Below are 17,456 nucleotides of genomic sequence, written 5' to 3'. Positions count from 1 at the left end.
GATCACCGTGTTACAGCGGGCGCGGCTCCCCGGTGGAGCGCCCGCACGGCGTACGACGTCGCTGTCACACGTTGATCGCGGCTCTGGCAGCCCCGAGACCGCGGGATCGGGGTGCTGGGTGGGGCGGGTACAGCGGTGGCGGGGCTGCCAGGTCGGTGATCACCGTGTTACAGCGGGCGCGGCGAGACGAACGGGCGCGCAGGGTGTGAGGTGTCCGACGTACGACGGCGTCACCGGGTTCAGGTGCGGAGGACGGGTACCGCGGGAGCGAACCCGACTGATTGGAGCACGACCGATGAGCACGATCCAGAAGACCATCCACGTCGACGTCCCCGTGCGCACGGCCTACGACCAGTGGACCCAGTTCGAGAGCTTTCCGAAGTTCATGCAGGGCGTCGAGCAGGTCGACCAGCTCGACGACAAGCGCCTGCACTGGCGCGCCGACATCGCCGGCGTCCACCGCGAGTGGGACGCCGAGATCGTCCACCAGGAGCCGGACGAGCGGATCACGTGGCGCGCCCTGGACGGTACGACGAACCACGGCACCGTCTCCTTCGCCGCGGACGACGCCGGCGCCGGCACCCGCGTGACGCTGGAGATGGAGTTCGAGCCCGAGGGCATCGTCGAGAAGGTCGGCGACGCGCTGAACATCGTGGACAAGAAGGCCGAGGGCGACCTCGAGCGCTTCAAGGAGTTCATCGAGGCGCGCGGCGCCGAGACCGGCGGCTGGCGCGGGTCGGTCAGCCCGACCGACGTCGACAACCCGACGATCTGACCCACTGTCGATCTGAGCCACCGAGCACCCACGCCGGACGGGGCGACCCCTCGTCCGGCGTGGGTTTTGCGCGCCGGGGTGGGGGAGCGGCGGGGGCGGGGATTCACCACCCAGGTGGCCAAACTACGCCCGGAGGGGCCTGAAAACGTGTGCCCAGTCGGGGTTTCACCACCTAGGTGGTGAAACCCCACCTCCCCTCACCCCCGACCAGCCTGCTCCACGATCGCGTCGAACCGCGCGCCCATCGCCTCGGCCAGCGCCTGGGCGGCGCGGAGCGGGCGGACCATCACCATGAAGTCGGTGATCAGGCCGTCGTCGTCGAGCACGAGGAAGTCGCAGCCGGTGAGGTCGAGGCCGCTGACCTTCGCCTCGAACACCAGCGCGTGACCGGCGTCGTCGCCGAGCTCGCGCACGTAGCGGAAGTCCTCGAAGACCTCGATCACGTTGGCGAGGATCGCGCCGGTGATCGCCTTGCCCGGGTACGGCTTGTGCGCGACGGGGCTGCGGAACACCACGTCGTCGGCGAGGCAGGCGCGCATCGCGTCGACGTCGCGGGCCTCGACGGCGGCGCGGAAGTCGCTGTGCACGGCGCTCACAGCGCGGCCGCCAGCTCGGTGCCCTGCTTGATCGCGCGCTTGGCGTCCAGCTCCGCGGCCAGGTCCGCGCCGCCGATCAGGTGCACGGCACCGGGGAAGCCGGAGGCCAGCAGGTCGTCGTACAGGCTGCGGACCGACTCCTGGCCGGCGCACACCACGACGTGGTCGACGTCGAGCACCTGCGCCCGTCCGTCGACGGTGATGTGCAGGCCGGCGTCGTCGACGCGGTCGTAGCTGACGCCGCTCAGCTGGTGCACGCCGAGGTCCTTGACCACGGCGCGGTGCACCCAGCCGGTGGTCTTGCCGAGGCCCTTGCCCTGCGCGCTCTCCTTGCGCTGCAGCAGCCAGACCTCGCGCTTCGGGGCGCGGGGGGTCTTGTCCGTCACGCCGCCGCGTACGACGGCAGGGTCGGCCACGCCCCAGTGCGCCTTCCACTCCTCGAGGGTCTCGCCGTCCTCGTGGGCGAGGAGCTCGGTGACGTCGAAGCCGATGCCGCCGGCGCCGATGACCGCGACCCGCTGGCCGACGTCGACGCGGCCGGTGATGGCGTCGGGGTAGGACACGACCTTCGGGTGGTCGATGCCGGGGATCGCGGGGGTGCGCGGCTCGACGCCGGTGGCGACCACGACCTGGTCGTACCCCGCCAGCAGCTCGGGGGTGGCGCGGGTGCCGAGCTTGAGGTTGACGCCGAGGACCTCCATGCGGCGGCGGTAGTAGCGCAGCGTCTCGGCGAACTCCTCCTTGCCGGGGATCTGCATCGCCAGGCGGAACTGGCCGCCGATCTCGTCGTCGGCCTCGAAGAGCGTCACGTCGTGGCCGCGCTCGGCGGCGCTGACCGCGGTCGACAGCCCGGCGGGGCCGCCGCCGACGACCGCGACCCGCTTGGCGGTGCGGGTCGGGCCGAGGACCAGGGACGTCTCGTGGCAGGCGCGCGGGTTGACCAGGCAGGACGCCCGCTTGGCCCTGAACGTGTGGTCGAGGCAGGCCTGGTTGCAGCCGATGCAGGTGTTGACCTCGTCGGCGCGGCCGTCGCGGGCCTTGGCGACGAAGTCGGGGTCGGCGAGGAACGGGCGCGCCATCGAGACCAGGTCGACGCCCCGGGCCAGTACGGACTCGGCGACGTCGGGGGTGTTGATCCGGTTGCTCGCGCAGACCGGGATCGACACGACCTCCTTGAGCCGCAGCGTGCTGTCGACGAACGCCGCGCGCGGGACGCTGGTGACGATCGTGGGCACCCGCGCCTCGTGCCAGCCGATGCCGGTGTTGATGACGCTGGCGCCGGCCGCCTCGATGCGGTGCGCGAGCTCGGCGGTCTCCTCCCACGTCTGGCCGTCGGGGACGAGGTCGAGCAGCGACATGCGGTACATGACGAAGAAGTCCGGCAGCTCCTGGCGGATCCGGCGCACGACCTCCACGGGGAAGCGCATCCGCTTCTCGGCGGAGCCGCCCCACTTGTCGGTACGACGGTTGGTGCGTGCCGCGAGGAACTGGTTGATGAGGTAGCCCTCGGAGCCCATGACCTCGACGCCGTCGTACCCGGCCTTGCGGGCGAGCCTCGCGCTCGCGACGAAGTCGTCGATCGTCCTCTCGACCGCGCGGGTGGAGAGCGCGGACGCCTTGAACGGGGTGATCGGCGACTTGGTCGCGCTGGCGGAGACGCTGAACGGGGTGTAGCCGTAGCGGCCGGCGTGCAGCAGCTGCAGTGCGATCTTGCCGCCGTTCTCGTGCACCGCGTCGGTGACCCGCTGGTGGCGCACGGCGTTGAGGCGGGTGGTCATCTGCGAGCCGAACGGCAGCAGCCAGCCGCGGATGTTGGGGGAGTAGCCCCCGGTGACGATGAGCCCCGCCCCGCCGGCCGCGCGCTCGGCGAAGAACGCCGCGAGCTCGTCGACGTGCCAGGGCCGGTCCTCCAGCCCGGTGTGCATCGAGCCCATCACCGTGCGGGACTGCAGCTCCAGGCCGCCGACCACGGCCGGCGAGGTGAGCAGGGGGTAGCTGGTCATCAGGACTCCTCGGTGGTTGGGTCGGTGGTGGTATCGGGGGTGGTGGCGGTGGAGCGGGTGTGGGCGTCGATGTACTCGGTCAGCCAGCGGACCCAGAACTCCTCCATGAGGAGGCCGCCGCGCAGCACGAGGTAGATGTCGAGCTCGGCCCCGGACAGCGCGCCGGGGTCGGGGAAGTCGCGGGCGGCGAGGTACTCGTAGAGCGAGAGCCGCTTGGTGTGGTCGTCGAGCTGGCGGCGCAGGTCGTCGAGCAGTGCCGCCCGGTCGCCGTACGACGCCCCGCGCATCTTCACGCTCACGCTGCTGCGCATGGCGTCCGGCGTGGTCGGCTCGGCGATCCAGCGGGCCAGCTCGGCGCGGCCGGCGTCGGTGACGGCGTAGACCTTCTTCGTCGGCCGGTCCGCCTGCGGCACGCTCTGCGCGCTCACCCAGCCGTCGGCCTCCATGCGGCCGAGGACGCGGTAGATCTGCTGGTGCGTCGCCGACCAGAAGAAGCCGATCGAGGCGTCGAAGCGGCGGACCAGGTCCGCCCCCGACGCCGCGCGCTCGCTCAGCGACACGAGGATCGCGTGCTCCAGGGCCATGGCGACAGCATGCCCCGGATCCGGCGGCTATGCAACTAGTTGCGCAACTCGTTGTGATGGGTCGGGAATCACCGCTTCGGAGGTGATTCCCGTGCTTCCTGACTGTTGCAACGGTCAGGAAGTGCGAGGCGCGGTCAGGAAGTGCGGGGGAGGGGTGCCGGGCGGGCCGGGAATCCCCGCCTAGGCGGCGATTCCCGAACTTGTTGGCTGCTGCAGCGGCCAACAACTCCCAGAAGCGGCCACCAAGTCCGGTGCCGGCTGCAGGAATCCCCGCTCAGGCGGGGATTCCTGCGCTTGTCGACGGTTGCAACGGCCGACAACCGCGAGAAAACGTCATCAACCCCCGCCGCCGAGCGGCATACGACGCCCACCGGCGCCGCCGGCACCGGCACCCGGCCCCGGCACCACCGCCGCCGGCACCGGCACCACCGCCGCCGGCACAGGCCCCGCGCCAGGGGTGAGCTGGTCGAGCCACCCTCAGCCCTTCCGCACCGCCTTCTTGTACGACCGGAACTGCGCCATCCGCCGCACGTACCCCGGCACCCGTCGGGCCGGGACCGGCCGCGGCCAGTCGGTGGCGCGGAACCAGGCGTCCGAGCCGCCGTCGACGAAGACCACGCTGCCGCAGAGGAAGTCCGCGGCGTCGGAGAGCATGAACACGACCCACGCCGCGAGGTGCGCGGGGTCGCCGAAGCCGCCGATCGGCACGGGGAAGGCGCGGATCCGCTTGGCCTCGGCGGGGGTGGAGAGCTGCTGCTCGAGCAGCGGGGTCAGGATCGCGCCGGGGGCCAGCGCGTTGAGCCGGATGCCGGCGCCGGCCCAGTCGAGGGTGACGGCGTTGCGGCGTACCCAGTGCGACACCGCGACCTTGCTCGCCGCGTAGGCGAAGGTCGGGCCGAGCCGGCCCAGGCGACGCAACGTGCGCAGCGCCTTCTCGGTGTCGTCGGCGAGCAGCGAGCGCACGACACCCCGCGGCACGGCCGGCACGGTGGTGGTCGAGTTGCTGGAGAACACCACGACCTTGGCTCGCTCGGCGCGCGCCAGCGCCGGGCGCCACGCGTCGAGGAGCTCGACGACGCCGCGGTAGTTCACCTCGACGATCAGCCGCGGGCGGTCCTTGCCGGGCGCCGGGCCGAGGCCGGCGGCGAGCACCGCCCCGTCGAGTACGCCGCCCGCAAGCTCCAGCACCGCGGCGGCTGCCTCGCGGCGTCCGTGCGCGGTGGACAGGTCGGCCGTGACGTCGGCGCCCTTGATGTCGACCCCGATGACGCGGTGGCCGTCGGCGACGAGCCGCTCGACGACGGCGGCGCCCATGCCGGAGGCGGACCCGGTGACTGCGTAGGTACCCACGGAGCGAGTCTAGAACAGGTTCTAGTTGGCAGGTGCGGGAGTCGGCGCGCCGGCCTCCCGCTGCGCTGCCTCCCGCTGCGCCTCCCGCGCCGCCCGGTCCGCGCGCTCGCGGGTGACGTCGGCCCAGGGGCTCCACAGGAACCACCGCGGCAGTGCCCGGACCAGCCGCGGCGGCCCGGCGACCTCGATCCGGCCGTCCTCGACGGCCTCGTGCCAGGTGACGTACCCCTGGAAGACGTCGGCCAGCGTCGGCGTCGTCGCCGCCACCTCCACGTCCACCTCGAAGCCGGGGTGCTGGAAGCAGACCGACACCTCGCTGGGTGCCATCACCAGCCAGATCGTGATCGGGTCGGGCGCGGTGTGCCGGAACGCCACCACCGTGCGGCCCGGCGGCAGCCGGTCGCGGTCGACGCGGCGGTGCATCCACCACATCAGCGTCGTCGGCGCGACGTCGTGCGGCCGCAGCTCCTCGAAGAGCCACTCGATCGCCCACCGCCCGAGGCTGTCGATCACCCGCTCCAGGTCCCGCCCGGCCGGGGTGAGGTGGTACTCGTTGCCGCGCCCGCTCGGCGCCGGCCACGTCTCGAGCACCCCGCGCCGCTCCAGGTGGCGCAGGCGCTGCACCAGCAGCGAGCGCGAGATCCCGGGCAGCGCCCGCGCGATGTCGTTGAACCGGGTGTTCCCGAGCACCAGCTCGCGGATGATCAGCGGCGTCCACCGGTCCGCCACCACCTCGGACGCCATCGAGACGGGGCAGTAGTTGCCGTAGTCGGGCATGCGCCCATGGTCCTCTCCGCCGCCGCGGCGGCGCCACCACCGGATCGGTGAAAAACCGGTGCTCCGACCGAGGACGCGGCTGCGGTTCCGATTGCGAACCGGCAGGGTCACTTTTCTGGACTGGTTGCGCCCCGGCCGCCGTCGGACATTGGACGCATGACGATGACAACCGACACGACCGCACCTGCGGCGACCGACCTGACCATCCTCGACCGGGCCCGCGAGATCGGCCCCCGCATCGCCGCCCACGCGGCCCGCCACGACGCCGAGGGAAGCTTCGTGACCGAGGCGTACGACGAGCTCCGGGCCGCCGGCATCCTCCGCGCCGCCGTACCCACCGAGCTCGGCGGCGACGGCGCGAGCATCGCCGAGCTCACGGCACTCCAGCGCGAGCTGGCCCACCACTGCGGCTCGACCGCCCTGGCCAGCGCGATGCACCAGCACGTCGTCGCGTTCACCGCCTGGCGCTACCGCCGCGGCCTGCCCGGCGCGGAGGCCACGTTGCGCCGCGTCGCGGAGGAGCAGATCCTGCTCGTCTCGACCGGCGGCGGCGACTACACCCACCCGCACGGCGACGCCGTCCGCGTCGAGGGCGGCTACCGCGTCACCGGCCGCAAGCGCTTCGCCAGCCAGTCCGAGCAGGGTGCCGTGATGTCCACGATGTTCTGCTTCGACGACCCCGAGCAGGGCAAGCGCGTGCTCAACATGGCCGTCCCGTTCGCCGCCGAGGGCGTCACCGTCGCCGACAACTGGGACACCCTCGGCATGCGCGGCACGGCCAGCAACGACATCGACCTGGTCGACGTCTTCGTCCCCGAGGAGAAGGTCCTCGCCAACCGCCCCTGGGGCGTGCTCGACCCGCCGCTGCAGGTGATCTCGAGCATCGCCTTCCCGATCATCACCGGCGCCTACCTCGGCGTCGCCGAGGCGGCGTACGACGCCGCGGTGACTGCCGCCTCGCGACGCCCGGCCGACCCCACGGTGCAGCGGCAGGTCGGCGTCATGCGCCAGCGGCTCCAGGTCGCGGGCTGGGCCCTCGACGGCGCGCTGGCGGCGGCGGCGGGGGAGGACCCCTCGCCGTCGTACCAGACCGTGCTCGCGGTGATGTCCGCCAAGGCCGAGGTGGCGCGCGCCGGCATCGAGGTCTGCGACATCGCGATGGACGTGGCCGGCGGACCGGCGTTCTTCAAGGGCTCGGTGATCGAGCGGTGCTACCGCGACATCCGGGCCGCGAAGTTCCACCCGTTCACACCGGAGGACACGCTGCTCGCCCTGGGCCGGGACGCGCTCGGCGTGGAGGCCTGAGCCGCCACAACCCGCACCTCGTGCAGCCACAACCCGCACCTCGTGCAGCCACAACCCGCACCTCGAGCCGCCACAACCCGCACCTCGTGCAGCCACAACCCGCACCTCGCGCAGCCACAACCCGCACCTCGCGCAGCCACAACCCGCACCTCGCGGTGCGGGTTGTGTCGGGTCAGGGGGAGTGGGGGCCGAGCACGCCGGCGTCGTACGCCTTGAGCACCGAGGCCTTGTCGGCGTCGGTGAGGTCGCCGTCGGCGACGGCCTCGTCGAGGCGCTTCTCGAGGTCCGCGCGGCGCTCGGCGCGCCAGTCCGACCGCAGGGACTCGATCGCGTCGGTGACCTTCGCCTTGCCGATGCCGAGCTCGTCGGCCAGCGCCTCGGCGAAGGCGTCGCGGCGCTCCTCGCGGTCCTGCTCGGTCAGCGGGCCGCTGCGCTTGCGGGCGCGGCCGTTGGACCAGAGGTCGTCGCGGACCGCGGCCAGGGCGTCGGCCAGCTCGTCCTCGCTGACGCCGAGCGCCTCGGCGAAGGCCTCCTGGTCGCCGCCCGGGCCGAAGCCGGGGGCGCCGCCGGGGCCGCCGTGGCCCCAGCCGCGGGGGCCGTGCCCGTCGTCGTCCCGCGGGGACCCGGGTTCGCCGGTGGCGCCGCCGGCCACCGCTCCGGCGGCCAGCAGCGCGACCGCCCTCATCCGGTGCTTGCTCACTGTTGCTCCTCTCCTCGCTCCTGCCCACCCCAACGGTAGGCCTGCCCGCGAGCGTGGGTGGCGGATCTGGGGACCACCTGCGCCGGGGCTGGCAGGAACCTGTGAGTCCACCGGCCGGCGTACAGGGTGTGCCTGCGCTCACTCGTGCAGCGAGGCGTGCGCTACTCTGGAAGCACCACCGGACGCCGTGTCTGCACGGGCACCCGGTGATGATCATCCGCACGGCGCCCTCCCGCAGCAGCGCGAGCCGCCGTCGAACGACCTTGCGGCCTCAGCCGCGATGGAAGGACACCTGTGGCTCGAGGAGGCCAGCGGGGGGCGACGCAGCAGCGTCGAGGCTCCCAGTCGGCGCGGTCGCGTCGGAACGAGGAAGGGATCATCCCGCAGCTCGCGCGCGCCGTGCGCGAGGTGGAGTCGGCGGTCGCCCGCCGATCGGCGATGCCCGAGGTGCGCGCGAAGTTCCAGGTCGTCGCGCTCCTGGCCCGCGAGGAGCGGGCGCGGGTCAAGGCCGACCCGGACCTCTCCGACAGCCGCCGCGGCGAGGAGCTCAAGCGCCTCGACGGCATCGCCACGATCCTCGCCCAGACCGCGGCCCGCGACAGCACGCTCTTCACGCTGCTCGACGAGAACGCCGAGATGTCCGAGACCGCCAAGGCGGTACGCCGCGAGCTGCTCCGCAAGGCCGGCGTCGACGAGCCGGAGCCCGAGCCCGAGCCGGTCGTCCAGGACCCCGGCACCATCGCGCTCCTCGAGAAGCGCGTCATCCCCCAGTCGGTGCAGGCGCGCCAGCTGGCCAACCCCTTCCTCGTGCCCGACTTCGAGCACGCCCGGGCCAAGGTCCGTCCGCGCCGCCTCGCCGGCTGGGAGCTGCTCGAGCCGCTGTTCCGGTCCTTCGAGCGCGCCGCGCCGGACGCCCCGGCCTGCATGCCGCTGCCGGACGCCGACCAGCTCACGAACCTGACCGGCCTGCGCGGCCCGGCCGGGCGCGAGCTGATGCACCACCAGAAGCAGCTGATCGCGTCCGCCGCGCTCGGCCACCGCACGTACCTGCTCGCCGACGAGCCCGGCCTCGGCAAGACCGCCCAGGCGCTGCTCGCGGCCGAGGCCGCCGGCGCGTTCCCGCTGCTGGCCGTCGTCCCCAACGTCGTGAAGACGAACTGGGCGCGCGAGGTCGAGATCTGGACCCCGCACCGCAAGGCGACCGTCCTGCACGGCGACGGTGACGACGCCGACGGCTTCGCCGACGTGTTCGTCGTCAACTACGAGATCCTCGACCGCCACGTCGGCTGGCTCGGCACCCACGGGTTCCGCGGGATGATCGTCGACGAGGCGCACTACATCAAGAACAAGTCCTCCCAGCGCTCGCAGAACGTCCTGGAGATCTCCAACCGGATCCGCGACCGCGTCGCCCGGCCGCTGATGATGGCGCTGACCGGCACCCCGCTGATCAACGACATCGAGGACTTCCGGGCGATCTGGCAGTTCCTCGGCTGGATCGACGACGTCGTACCGCAGGGCGACCTGATGGAGGCGCTCGAGGAGACCGGCCTGACGCCGGCCGACCCCGGCTTCTACCCGGCCGCGCGCCGCGCCGTCATCGAGCAGGGCATCGTGCGCCGCCGCAAGATCGACGTCGCCTCCGACATCCCCGCCCGCCGCGTGGCCGACATGCCCGTCGAGCTCGAGGGCGAGGCCGGGCGCTCGATCCGCAAGGCCGAGCAGGAGCTCGCGCGCCGCATGGTGGAGCGGTACGACGCCGCGCTGTCCACGCGTCGCGCCGGCGCCGTCGTCGAGGGCATCGACCACCACCTGGTGCGTCAGGTCGCCGGCTGGGAGCGCGAGGACAACTCGTCGAAGACCGGCGAGAACGTCTTCATGATGATGCGCCGCATCGGCCAGGCGAAGGCCGGCCTCGCGGCCGACTACACCGCCCAGCTGGCCCGCAACGTCGGCAAGGTCGTGTTCTTCGCCAAGCACATCGACGTCATGGACCAGGCCGAGAAGGTCTTCTCCGAGCGCGGCATCCGCTACAGCTCGATCCGCGGCGACCAGTCGTCGAGCACGCGCCAGAAGGCGATCGACGCGTTCGTCAACGACCCCGACGTGCAGATCGCCGTCTGCTCGCTGACCGCCGCAGGCGTCGGCCTCAACCTGCAGGTCGCGTCCAACCTGGTGCTGGCCGAGCTGTCGTGGACCGACGCCGAGCAGACCCAGGCCATCGACCGCGTGCACCGCATCGGCCAGTCCGAGCCGGTCACCGCGTGGCGGGTCATCGCGACGCAGACCCTCGACACCCGCATCGCCGAGCTCATCGACAAGAAGGCCGGGCTCGCCGCCCGGGCCCTCGACGGTGCCGGCGAGGAGGTCGAGGGCGCGGTCATCGACATGCAGACCGAGGCCCTCGCCGCCCTGCTCACCGCCGCCCTCGAGGCGCGCGGCGACGCAGCCTGAGCAAGCCGTTCGCGACGCGCAACACGCGACACGCGGCAGCGCCCGTGCGCCGGCGGTAGCGTCCCGGGGTCATGGACACCCATGAACCCAGGGTCGCCGTCGCCGGCGGCACGGGCGTGGTCGGTGCGAAGGTCGTCGACGCGGTACGACGCGCCGGCGCCACGCCGGTCGTCATCGCCCGCTCCGCCGGGATCGACCTCACCACCGGCGCGGGCCTCGACGCCGCGCTCGACGGCGCCGACGCCGTCATCGACGCCAGCAACATCGAGACGATGAGCGGGAAGAAGTCGGTCGCCTTCTTCGAGGCCGCCACCCGCCACCTGCTGGCCGCGGGGGAGCGGGCCGGCGTCCGCCACCACGTCGCCCTCTCGATCGTCGGCTGCGACCGCGTCGACATGCCCTACTACCTCGGCAAGCGGCGCCAGGAGGAGCTGGTCGCCGCCGGACCGGTGCCGTGGACGATCGTGCGGGCCACCCAGTTCCACGAGTTCGCCGGCCAGATGATCGACCGCGCCCCGCGCCCGATCGCCCCCGGCCTGCGGATGACCTGCCAGCCGGTCGCCGCCGCGGAGGTCGCCGAGCACCTCGTCGCCACCGCCCTCGGCGAGCCTCAGGGCACCACGCTCGAGGTCGCCGGTCCCCAGCCGGAGCGGCTGGACCGGTTGATGACGCAGGAGCTGGCCCAGCGCGGGGAGCGGCGGGTCGTCGTACCGCTGCCGATGGTGGGGAAGATGGGCCGCCAGGTCCGCGAGGGCGGCCTGCTCCCCGGCCCCGGCGCGACCATCGGCCAGCAGGCCTTCGCGGACTGGATCGCTGCCCGGTGAGGTGGCTGGCGCTGCTGTCACACGTTGATCGGGGCTGTTGGTGCCCGCTCGCGGCTGTAACACGTTGATCGGGGCTGTCGACGCCCGCTCGCGGATGTAACACGTCGATCGCGGCTGTTGCCGCCCGCTCACGCATGTAACACGTTGATCGCGGCTGTTGCCGCCCGCTCACGTCTGTTCCAGCCCCACCCAGCGGGGTATTTCCGCGGTCTCGCGGCGGGTAGGCCGGCGAACGACGTGTTACATGCGCGACCGGCCGCCCAGGCCGGCGATCACCGTGTTACATCCGCGACCGGCCGCTCACCCCGGCGATCACCGTGTTACAGCCCGGCCGGCGTGAGGAGCTGCTGGATTGCGTCGCCGTACAGCTCCACGAGCCGGGTGGTGTCGGCGGCGGTGAGGACGGGGTCCTCCTGGCGGTAGACGAGCGAGAGCAGGCCGCTGACCTGGGCGACGGCGAGGGCGACGCGCAGCTCGCGGTCGGGGCCGGTCATCCGCGGGGCGAGGGCAGCGACGTAGGTCTCGGCGGTGTGGCGGTTCATCTCCTCCCGTACGCCGTCGAGGTGGGCCGCCTGGGCGAGGGCGAGGTAGCGCCGGCGGAGCAGGGGGCGGTCGGGGTCGAGGAAGTACGCCACCAGGCGGCGCCCGACCGTCTCGAGCGGACCGTCGAGGACGGCGCCGAGGCCGCTGCTGGTGTCGACGCAGCGCAGGAAGAGGGCCTCCTTCGAGCCGAAGTGGCGGATGACCAGGGCCGGGTCGACGCCCGCCTCGCCGGCGATCGCACGCACCGAGGCGTCGAACCCGCGCTCGGCGAAGAGCCGGCGGGCGGCCTCCTCGATCGCCGCGCGCGTCGCCCGGCCGGCCGGGCGCAGGTGCCGCTCGTCGGGTCCGGGGCGGGCCGGGGGAGAGGTCTTCGTCACACCGCCACCGTAGGGCGTCGCGCAGGCCGGTCGGTCACGTTGACAGCCTATCGGTCAACGCCGTTGACTGGTTGACCGTGACAACTACCGCCCCGTCGACCACGCCGCCCGCCACCGGGCGCATCGGCTCGCCCCTCCTCACCGTCGCCGTCCTCTGCTTCGGCGGCCTCACCGCGGCCCTGACCCAGACCATGGTGATCCCGATCCAGGGCGAGCTCGGGGTGCTGCTGCGGACCACCGAGGCCAACGCCTCGTGGGTCGTCACCGCGACCCTCGTCGCGGGCGCGGTCGCGATGCCGATCGCCGGCCGGCTGGGCGACCTGTTCGGCAAGCAGCGGGTGCTGGTCGTCAGCGCGGCCCTGCTCGTGCTCGGCTCCCTCATCTGTGCGCTGAGCGACACGCTCGCCCCGATGCTGGCCGGGCGCATGCTCCAGGGCTTCGCGATGGGCTTCATCCCCGTCGGCATCGCGCTGATGCGCGAGGTCGTCCCGCCGCAGTACGCCGGCACGGGCATGGCCGCGATGAGCGCGACCCTCGGCGTCGGCGGTGCCATCGGCCTGCCGCTGTCCGCGTGGATCGTGCAGGACTTCAGCTGGCACACGCTCTTCTGGGTCTCGACCGGGCTGGCCGTGCTGATGACCGCCGCCGTCGTGCTGCTCATCCCGCACGTGCGCGACGCGGTCGGCGGCCGCTTCGACGCCGTCGGCGCGCTCGGGCTGAGCCTGGGCCTGGTCGGCCTGCTCGTCGCGGTGTCGAAGGGCAACGACTGGGGCTGGGGCAGCGGCCGCACCCTGGGCCTGCTCCTCGCCGGCGTCCTCGTCCTCGTCGCGTGGGGCAGCTACGAGCTGCGTGTCACCGACCCGCTGTGCGACCTGCGGGTCACCGTGCGCCGCCCGGTGCTGCTGACCAACGCCGCCGCGCTCGCCATCGGCTTCGGCATGATGGCGCAGGCCATCGTCGTCCCGCGGCTCATGCAGGCGCCCGAGGAGACCGGCTACGGCCTGGGCCAGACGCTGCTCGAGACCGGCCTCTGGATGGCCCCCGGCGGCCTGGTGATGATGGCGTTCTCGCCGATCTCCGGCCGGCTGATCCGCGCCCTCGGCGCGCGGGTGACCCTGATGATCGGCGCCGCGGTCCTCGGCGGCGGCTACGTGTTCGCGATCTTCCTGACCGACGCGCCCTGGCAGCTGCTGGTCTTCAACTGCATCACCTCCGCCGGCATCGGCATCGGGTACGCCGCCATGCCGACCCTCATCCTCGAGTCGGTCCCGCTCACCGAGGCCGGCTCCGGCGTGGGCATCAATGCGCTCATGCGCTCGGTCGGCACCAGCATCTCCTCGGCGGTGATGGCGGCGATCCTGACCTCCTCGACGATCACCTTCGGTGCCTACGAGCTGCCGGACGAGACCGCGTTCCGGGCCTGCTTCGTGGTGGGCGCGATCGCCGCGTTCGTGGGCGTGCTGCTCGCGGCGGCGGTCCCGCGGCGTCGTACCGCTGCCTAGACAGCTGTCCGCGACAGCAGTTCACGGCCAACCGGAACCTCGGCCCGCCCCCGTCGTTGATCGGGGTGCGAGGTCGCGGTGACTGGGGGGTTCCGCGACACGCAAGGCGGCACCCGGCTCCGGGGGGTGCCGCCTTCGTCGTCCCCGTGGGTGCGTGCGCAAGGATGACGGGGTGTCCGCAGGTCCCCTGATCCCGTCCGACCCCGCCGCCGACGAGGTGCGGCGCGCGGCGCTGCGCCGGATGCGGACGGTCGCCGTCTCGCTGCTGCTGCTGGCTGCCGCCGTCTACGTCCTCACCCACGGCGAGGACGGCTTCCTCGGCTTCGTCAACGCCGGGGCCGAGGCGTCCATGGTCGGCGCGATCGCCGACTGGTTCGCGGTCACCGCGCTGTTCAAGCACCCGCTCGGGCTGCCGATCCCGCACACCGCGCTGATCCCCAAGCGCAAGGACGACCTGGGCAAGGGGCTCGAGGAGTTCGTGGGGGAGAACTTCCTGCAGGAGGCGATCATCCGCGAGCGCGTGCTCGGCGTGCAGATCGCGCAGCGGGTCGCCGACTGGCTCGCCGAGCCCGCCAACGCGGAGCGGCTGGTCACCGAGGTCTCCGAGGTCGCCGCCGTCGCGTTGTCGAAGGTCCGCGACGACCACATCGAGGCCCTGGTCACCGAGGCGCTCGTGCCGCGCTTCCACGAGGAGCCGATCGCGCCGCTGCTCGGCGGCCTGCTCACCGGCGTCCTCGACGACCACCTCCACCACGGCGTCGTCGACCTCATGCTGGAGGAGATGCACGACTGGCTGGTCGCCAACCCCGACACGGTCCACGAGGTGCTGGGGGAGCGGGCCCCGTGGTGGGCGCCGGAGAGCGTCAACACCTACGTCATCAACCGCGCCCACCTCGAGATGGTGCGCTGGGTCGCCGAGATCCGCGACACCCCCGACCACCGCGCCCGCCGGGCGCTGGACTCGATGCTCGAGCGGCTCTCGGTCGACCTGCTCGAGAACCCCGAGGTGCAGGCGCGCGCCGAGCGGCTCAAGGACCGGGTGCTCGACCACCCCGCGGTGATCGGTACGGCGGTCACGCTCTGGAAGGCGCTGCGCAAGGCGCTGCTCGCCTCGCTCGACGACCCGCAGGGCGCCGTACGACGCCGGCTGCTCGTCGAGGCCGAGGCCGCCTCCGCGCGGCTGCGCGCCGACGCGCCCCTGCGCGAGCGGCTCGACCACATGGCCGCCGACGCCGCCGTGTGGGCGGTCGACCGTTACGGCGCCGAGCTGACCACGGTCATCACCCACACGATCGAGCGGTGGGACGGCAAGGAGGCCGCCCGGCGCATCGAGCTGCACGTCGGCCGCGACCTGCAGTTCATCCGGATCAACGGCACCATCGTCGGCGGCCTGGTCGGCGTGCTGATCCACGCCGTCTCGCTGCTCGTCTAGTCGCCCGGCAGCGGTCCGGCAGCGGTAGTCCCTGACGAAAAGCACCGTCCGCACGGCGTGTCCGGTGCTTTTCGTCAGGGACTACCCCAGCGCCTAGGGTTGGAGCGTGCCCGAGCCGATGGACGTCCCGATCCGTGACCAGTCGATCCGGCTCGGCCAGTTCCTGAAGCTGGCGAACCTGGTCGAGTCCGGGGCCGACGCCAAGCCGGTCATCGCGGACGGGCTGGTGCGGGTCAACGGCGAGGTCGAGACCCGCCGGGGCCGCCAGCTCGTGCTCGGGGACGTCGTCGAGCTGGCTGGGCAGGCTGCCCGGGTGTCGGACTCCGACGCCCCGGACAACCTGCCCTGGTGAGCAGGCGCGAGCGCGTCGCCTGTCGACAGCGGCGCGCAGGCCCTCGCACGCTCGGGCCCGCACTTGCCGTCGACGCGCCTGCGGCGCGGGCGCCGCGCTGCCGCGCGCGCAGTTGTCTTCGGTCGGTCCTGCCTGCGCATGGCGGCACGACCCGGTCAGCAGGGAGAGGGCGTCAGCGGACGGCGAGCAGGTCGACGACGAAGACCAGGGTCTCGCCCGGCTTGATGACGTTGCCGGCGCCGCGGTCGCCGTAGCCCAGGTGCGGCGGGATGACGAGCTGGCGGCGGCCGCCGACCTTCATGCCCTGCACGCCGGTGTCCCAGCCCTGGATGACCTGGCCGACGCCGAGGCGGAAGTCGAGCGGGGCGCCGCGGTTGTACGACGCGTCGAACTCCTCGCCGGTGGAGTGGGCGACGCCCACGTAGTGCACCGAGACGGTGCNCCGTCGCCGACGGTGATGTCGGTGACCACGAGGTCGGTGGGCGGGGTGGGGTCGACGAAGTCGATCTCGGGCTTCTGGCTCATCACGCCAGCCTACGGCGTGCCCGGCAGAGGGGCAGGCGCCGCCACCCACCGTGCCCGGATGTGGCGCCGTCGAGGCCCGCGCGTGAGGGGGTCCGCGATACGCTGCCGACCGGTGCGTCCCACTTGGTAGAAGGGAGGGTGGGGCCGACAAGGATGCTCTCGGGGGGTACAGGTGCGGATCAACACGACGGGCGTCGAGTCGTGGCAGGTCCCCGGCTGCGCGACCCGCCTGGTCCACGCCGCGGCCAGCCACCCCGGCCTCCTGCGCTCCCACAACGAGGACTCCTCCCTGGTTGCGCCCCCGGTCTTCCTCGTCGCCGACGGCATGGGCGGCTACGCCCGGGGCGACCTCCCCCGCCCCCGCGCGGTCGGGCCCTCCCAGCCGCTGGCCGGCCTCGACCGGGTCGAGGCCGACGACGTCGAGCGGGCGATCGCGACCGCGCAGGTGCACGTCGCCGCGCTGGCCGCCGAGTTCACCTCCGCGCCCGGCTCGACCCTGGTCGCGGCGACCTACGTCCTCCAGGACGACCTCGGCTACTGGCTGGTGGCCAACCTCGGCGACTCGCGCGCCTACTCCTTCCACCAGGGCCGGCTCGAGCAGATCTCGACGGACCACTCGGTCGTGCAGGAGCTCATCGACGCCGGCCAGATCACCCGCGACGAGGCGATCGGCCACCCCGAGCGGCACGTGATCACCCGCGCGATCGGCGCGCTGACCAGCTCCGAGGCCGACTTCGCGCTGGTCCCGGCCGAGCCCGGCTCGCGCCTCCTGCTCTGCTCCGACGGCCTCACCTCCGAGCTCTCCGACACGGCGCTGGTGCACCTGCTCTCGACCGAGCAGGCGCCCGAGGAGACGGTGATGGCGCTCGTCGACGCCGCGGTCGCCGCCGGCGGGCACGACAACGTGACCGTCGTGGTCGTCGACGTGCAGGGCGAGGTCGAGCGCGCCACCGAGCGCACCCAGCCGTTCCCGGCGGTGGAGCAGTGAGCGCGGCGTACGTCGTCGGGCAGCTCTCGACGTTGGTCACCCCCGACGGCGTGGTCGTCGCCGGGCGGGACCGGCTCGCCGACCTCGCCGGCCTCGTCGACACCGGCCTCGACCCGGCCGGCGTGGTCGAGGCGATCTCGCACGGCTCCCTCGACCACGCCTCCGACTTCGCCGTCGTCCGGGTCTCGGGCGACGCCGCGCGGATCCTGGTCCGCGGCGCCCTGTCCGTGCGGATCGGCAGCATCTCCGCCGACGGCCGCGACGCGACCCGGTGGACCGAGCTCACCCTGCCCCTCGCCGACGGCGACGTCGTGGAGGTCGCGCCGGTCGGGTCGACCCTGGCCGGGCCGCTGCTGCCGCTCACCGGCGGCG

Annotated in this window: 16 protein-coding genes and 1 pseudogene; 9 read left to right on the top strand and 8 right to left on the bottom strand. The window is 73.0% G+C overall.

Annotation, left to right across the window (positions count from 1 at the left end; all coding sequences use genetic code 11):
- The first annotated feature begins 295 nt into the window (after positions 1-295).
- Positions 296-775 (top strand): SRPBCC family protein, encoded by a 480-nt coding sequence (locus L615_RS22315; RefSeq protein WP_028655680.1) that lies wholly within the window; start codon positions 296-298, stop codon positions 773-775.
- 197 nt (positions 776-972) lie between these two features.
- Here L615_RS22315 and L615_RS22310 read toward each other — a convergent pair whose 3' ends face one another.
- The 5 genes from L615_RS22310 to L615_RS22290 form a co-directional block, all read right to left on the bottom strand.
- Positions 973-1,371 carry a nuclear transport factor 2 family protein gene (locus tag L615_RS22310; RefSeq protein WP_261376823.1) on the bottom strand — a complete coding sequence of 133 codons (399 nt, stop codon included), beginning with the start codon at positions 1,369-1,371 and terminating at the stop codon, positions 973-975.
- Entirely contained in the window at positions 1,368-3,374 is a 2,007-nt protein-coding gene (locus L615_RS22305; protein WP_145726508.1) for an NADPH-dependent 2,4-dienoyl-CoA reductase, read from the bottom strand. The genes L615_RS22310 and L615_RS22305 overlap by 4 nt, the downstream gene beginning before the upstream one ends.
- A complete protein-coding gene (locus L615_RS22300) occupies positions 3,374-3,958 on the bottom strand; it encodes a PadR family transcriptional regulator (protein ID WP_145726507.1) in 585 nt (194 codons plus the stop codon). The genes L615_RS22305 and L615_RS22300 overlap by 1 nt, the downstream gene beginning before the upstream one ends.
- Before the next feature lie 477 nt (positions 3,959-4,435).
- Entirely contained in the window at positions 4,436-5,308 is an 873-nt protein-coding gene (locus L615_RS22295) for an SDR family oxidoreductase (RefSeq protein WP_145726506.1), read from the bottom strand.
- A gap of 21 nt (positions 5,309-5,329) precedes the next feature.
- The gene (locus tag L615_RS22290; protein ID WP_028655675.1) at positions 5,330-6,085 is read right to left on the bottom strand and encodes a helix-turn-helix domain-containing protein; all 756 of its coding nucleotides are present in this window, start codon (positions 6,083-6,085) and stop codon (positions 5,330-5,332) included.
- 156 nt (positions 6,086-6,241) lie between these two features.
- Here L615_RS22290 and L615_RS22285 point away from each other — a divergent pair, with 156 nt between their 5' ends.
- Complete coding sequence (locus L615_RS22285; RefSeq protein WP_222430665.1) at positions 6,242-7,390, top strand: acyl-CoA dehydrogenase family protein; 1,149 nt, start codon at positions 6,242-6,244, stop codon at positions 7,388-7,390.
- Positions 7,391-7,562: 172 nt separating this feature from the next.
- On the opposite strand, the gene L615_RS22280 is transcribed toward L615_RS22285, so the two are convergent.
- On the bottom strand, positions 7,563-8,090 hold the full coding sequence (locus L615_RS22280) for a hypothetical protein (RefSeq protein WP_145726505.1): 528 nt from the start codon (positions 8,088-8,090) through the stop codon (positions 7,563-7,565).
- A 438-nt stretch (positions 8,091-8,528) separates the two neighbouring features.
- Here L615_RS22280 and L615_RS22275 point away from each other — a divergent pair, with 438 nt between their 5' ends.
- On the top strand, positions 8,529-10,541 hold the full coding sequence (locus L615_RS22275) for a DEAD/DEAH box helicase (RefSeq protein WP_232221759.1): 2,013 nt from the start codon (positions 8,529-8,531) through the stop codon (positions 10,539-10,541).
- 71 nt (positions 10,542-10,612) lie between these two features.
- Complete coding sequence (locus L615_RS22270) at positions 10,613-11,365, top strand: SDR family oxidoreductase (RefSeq protein WP_145726504.1); 753 nt, start codon at positions 10,613-10,615, stop codon at positions 11,363-11,365.
- Positions 11,366-11,685: 320 nt separating this feature from the next.
- On the opposite strand, the gene L615_RS23650 is transcribed toward L615_RS22270, so the two are convergent.
- Entirely contained in the window at positions 11,686-12,285 is a 600-nt protein-coding gene (locus tag L615_RS23650; RefSeq protein WP_186449985.1) for a TetR family transcriptional regulator, read from the bottom strand.
- Positions 12,286-12,362: 77 nt separating this feature from the next.
- Between L615_RS23650 and L615_RS22260 the strand changes: the two genes are divergently transcribed.
- The 3 genes from L615_RS22260 to L615_RS22250 all read left to right on the top strand — a co-directional run bounded on the left by L615_RS22260 (position 12,363) and on the right by L615_RS22250 (position 15,571).
- The gene (locus L615_RS22260; protein WP_222430664.1) at positions 12,363-13,787 is read left to right on the top strand and encodes an MFS transporter; all 1,425 of its coding nucleotides are present in this window, start codon (positions 12,363-12,365) and stop codon (positions 13,785-13,787) included.
- A 172-nt stretch (positions 13,788-13,959) separates the two neighbouring features.
- Positions 13,960-15,219 carry a DUF445 domain-containing protein gene (locus tag L615_RS22255; protein ID WP_145726503.1) on the top strand — a complete coding sequence of 420 codons (1,260 nt, stop codon included), beginning with the start codon at positions 13,960-13,962 and terminating at the stop codon, positions 15,217-15,219.
- A 118-nt stretch (positions 15,220-15,337) separates the two neighbouring features.
- Positions 15,338-15,571, top strand: coding sequence for an RNA-binding S4 domain-containing protein (locus L615_RS22250; protein ID WP_036517690.1), 234 nt, complete (start codon positions 15,338-15,340; stop codon positions 15,569-15,571).
- A 172-nt stretch (positions 15,572-15,743) separates the two neighbouring features.
- On the opposite strand, the pseudogene L615_RS22245 reads toward L615_RS22250, so the two are convergent.
- Positions 15,744-16,096 (bottom strand): annotated as a pseudogene (locus L615_RS22245) (FKBP-type peptidyl-prolyl cis-trans isomerase).
- Positions 16,097-16,268: 172 nt separating this feature from the next.
- Between L615_RS22245 and L615_RS22240 the strand changes: the two are divergent.
- Together L615_RS22240 and L615_RS22235 are read left to right on the top strand one after the other, a co-directional pair.
- Entirely contained in the window at positions 16,269-17,084 is an 816-nt protein-coding gene (locus tag L615_RS22240; protein ID WP_145726502.1) for a PP2C family serine/threonine-protein phosphatase, read from the top strand.
- The coding region (locus L615_RS22235; protein ID WP_145726501.1) for a hypothetical protein at positions 17,081-17,456 on the top strand (376 nt) is incomplete at its 3' end. The genes L615_RS22240 and L615_RS22235, both read left to right, overlap by 4 nt.

The organism is Nocardioides sp. J9, from assembly GCF_007829375.1.
GTDB lineage: Bacteria > Actinomycetota > Actinomycetes > Propionibacteriales > Nocardioidaceae > Nocardioides.
The sequence above is the reverse complement of the archived record's forward strand: the minus strand, read 5'-3'. Positions and strand labels throughout refer to the sequence as shown.

Excerpts from the sequence above, each read along its gene's own strand:
- L615_RS22315 (WP_028655680.1), top strand. The coding sequence starts at position 296 with ATGAGCACGATCCAGAAGACCATCCACGTCGACGTCCCCGTGCGCACG.
- L615_RS22300 (WP_145726507.1), bottom strand. The coding sequence starts at position 3,958 with ATGGCCCTGGAGCACGCGATCCTCGTGTCGCTGAGCGAGCGCGCGGCG.
- L615_RS22285 (WP_222430665.1), top strand. The coding sequence starts at position 6,242 with ATGACGATGACAACCGACACGACCGCACCTGCGGCGACCGACCTGACC.
- L615_RS22305 (WP_145726508.1), bottom strand. The coding sequence starts at position 3,374 with ATGACCAGCTACCCCCTGCTCACCTCGCCGGCCGTGGTCGGCGGCCTG.
- L615_RS22250 (WP_036517690.1), top strand. The coding sequence starts at position 15,338 with ATGGACGTCCCGATCCGTGACCAGTCGATCCGGCTCGGCCAGTTCCTG.
- L615_RS22275 (WP_232221759.1), top strand. The coding sequence starts at position 8,529 with ATGCCCGAGGTGCGCGCGAAGTTCCAGGTCGTCGCGCTCCTGGCCCGC.
- L615_RS22290 (WP_028655675.1), bottom strand. The coding sequence starts at position 6,085 with ATGCCCGACTACGGCAACTACTGCCCCGTCTCGATGGCGTCCGAGGTG.
- L615_RS22270 (WP_145726504.1), top strand. The coding sequence starts at position 10,613 with ATGGACACCCATGAACCCAGGGTCGCCGTCGCCGGCGGCACGGGCGTG.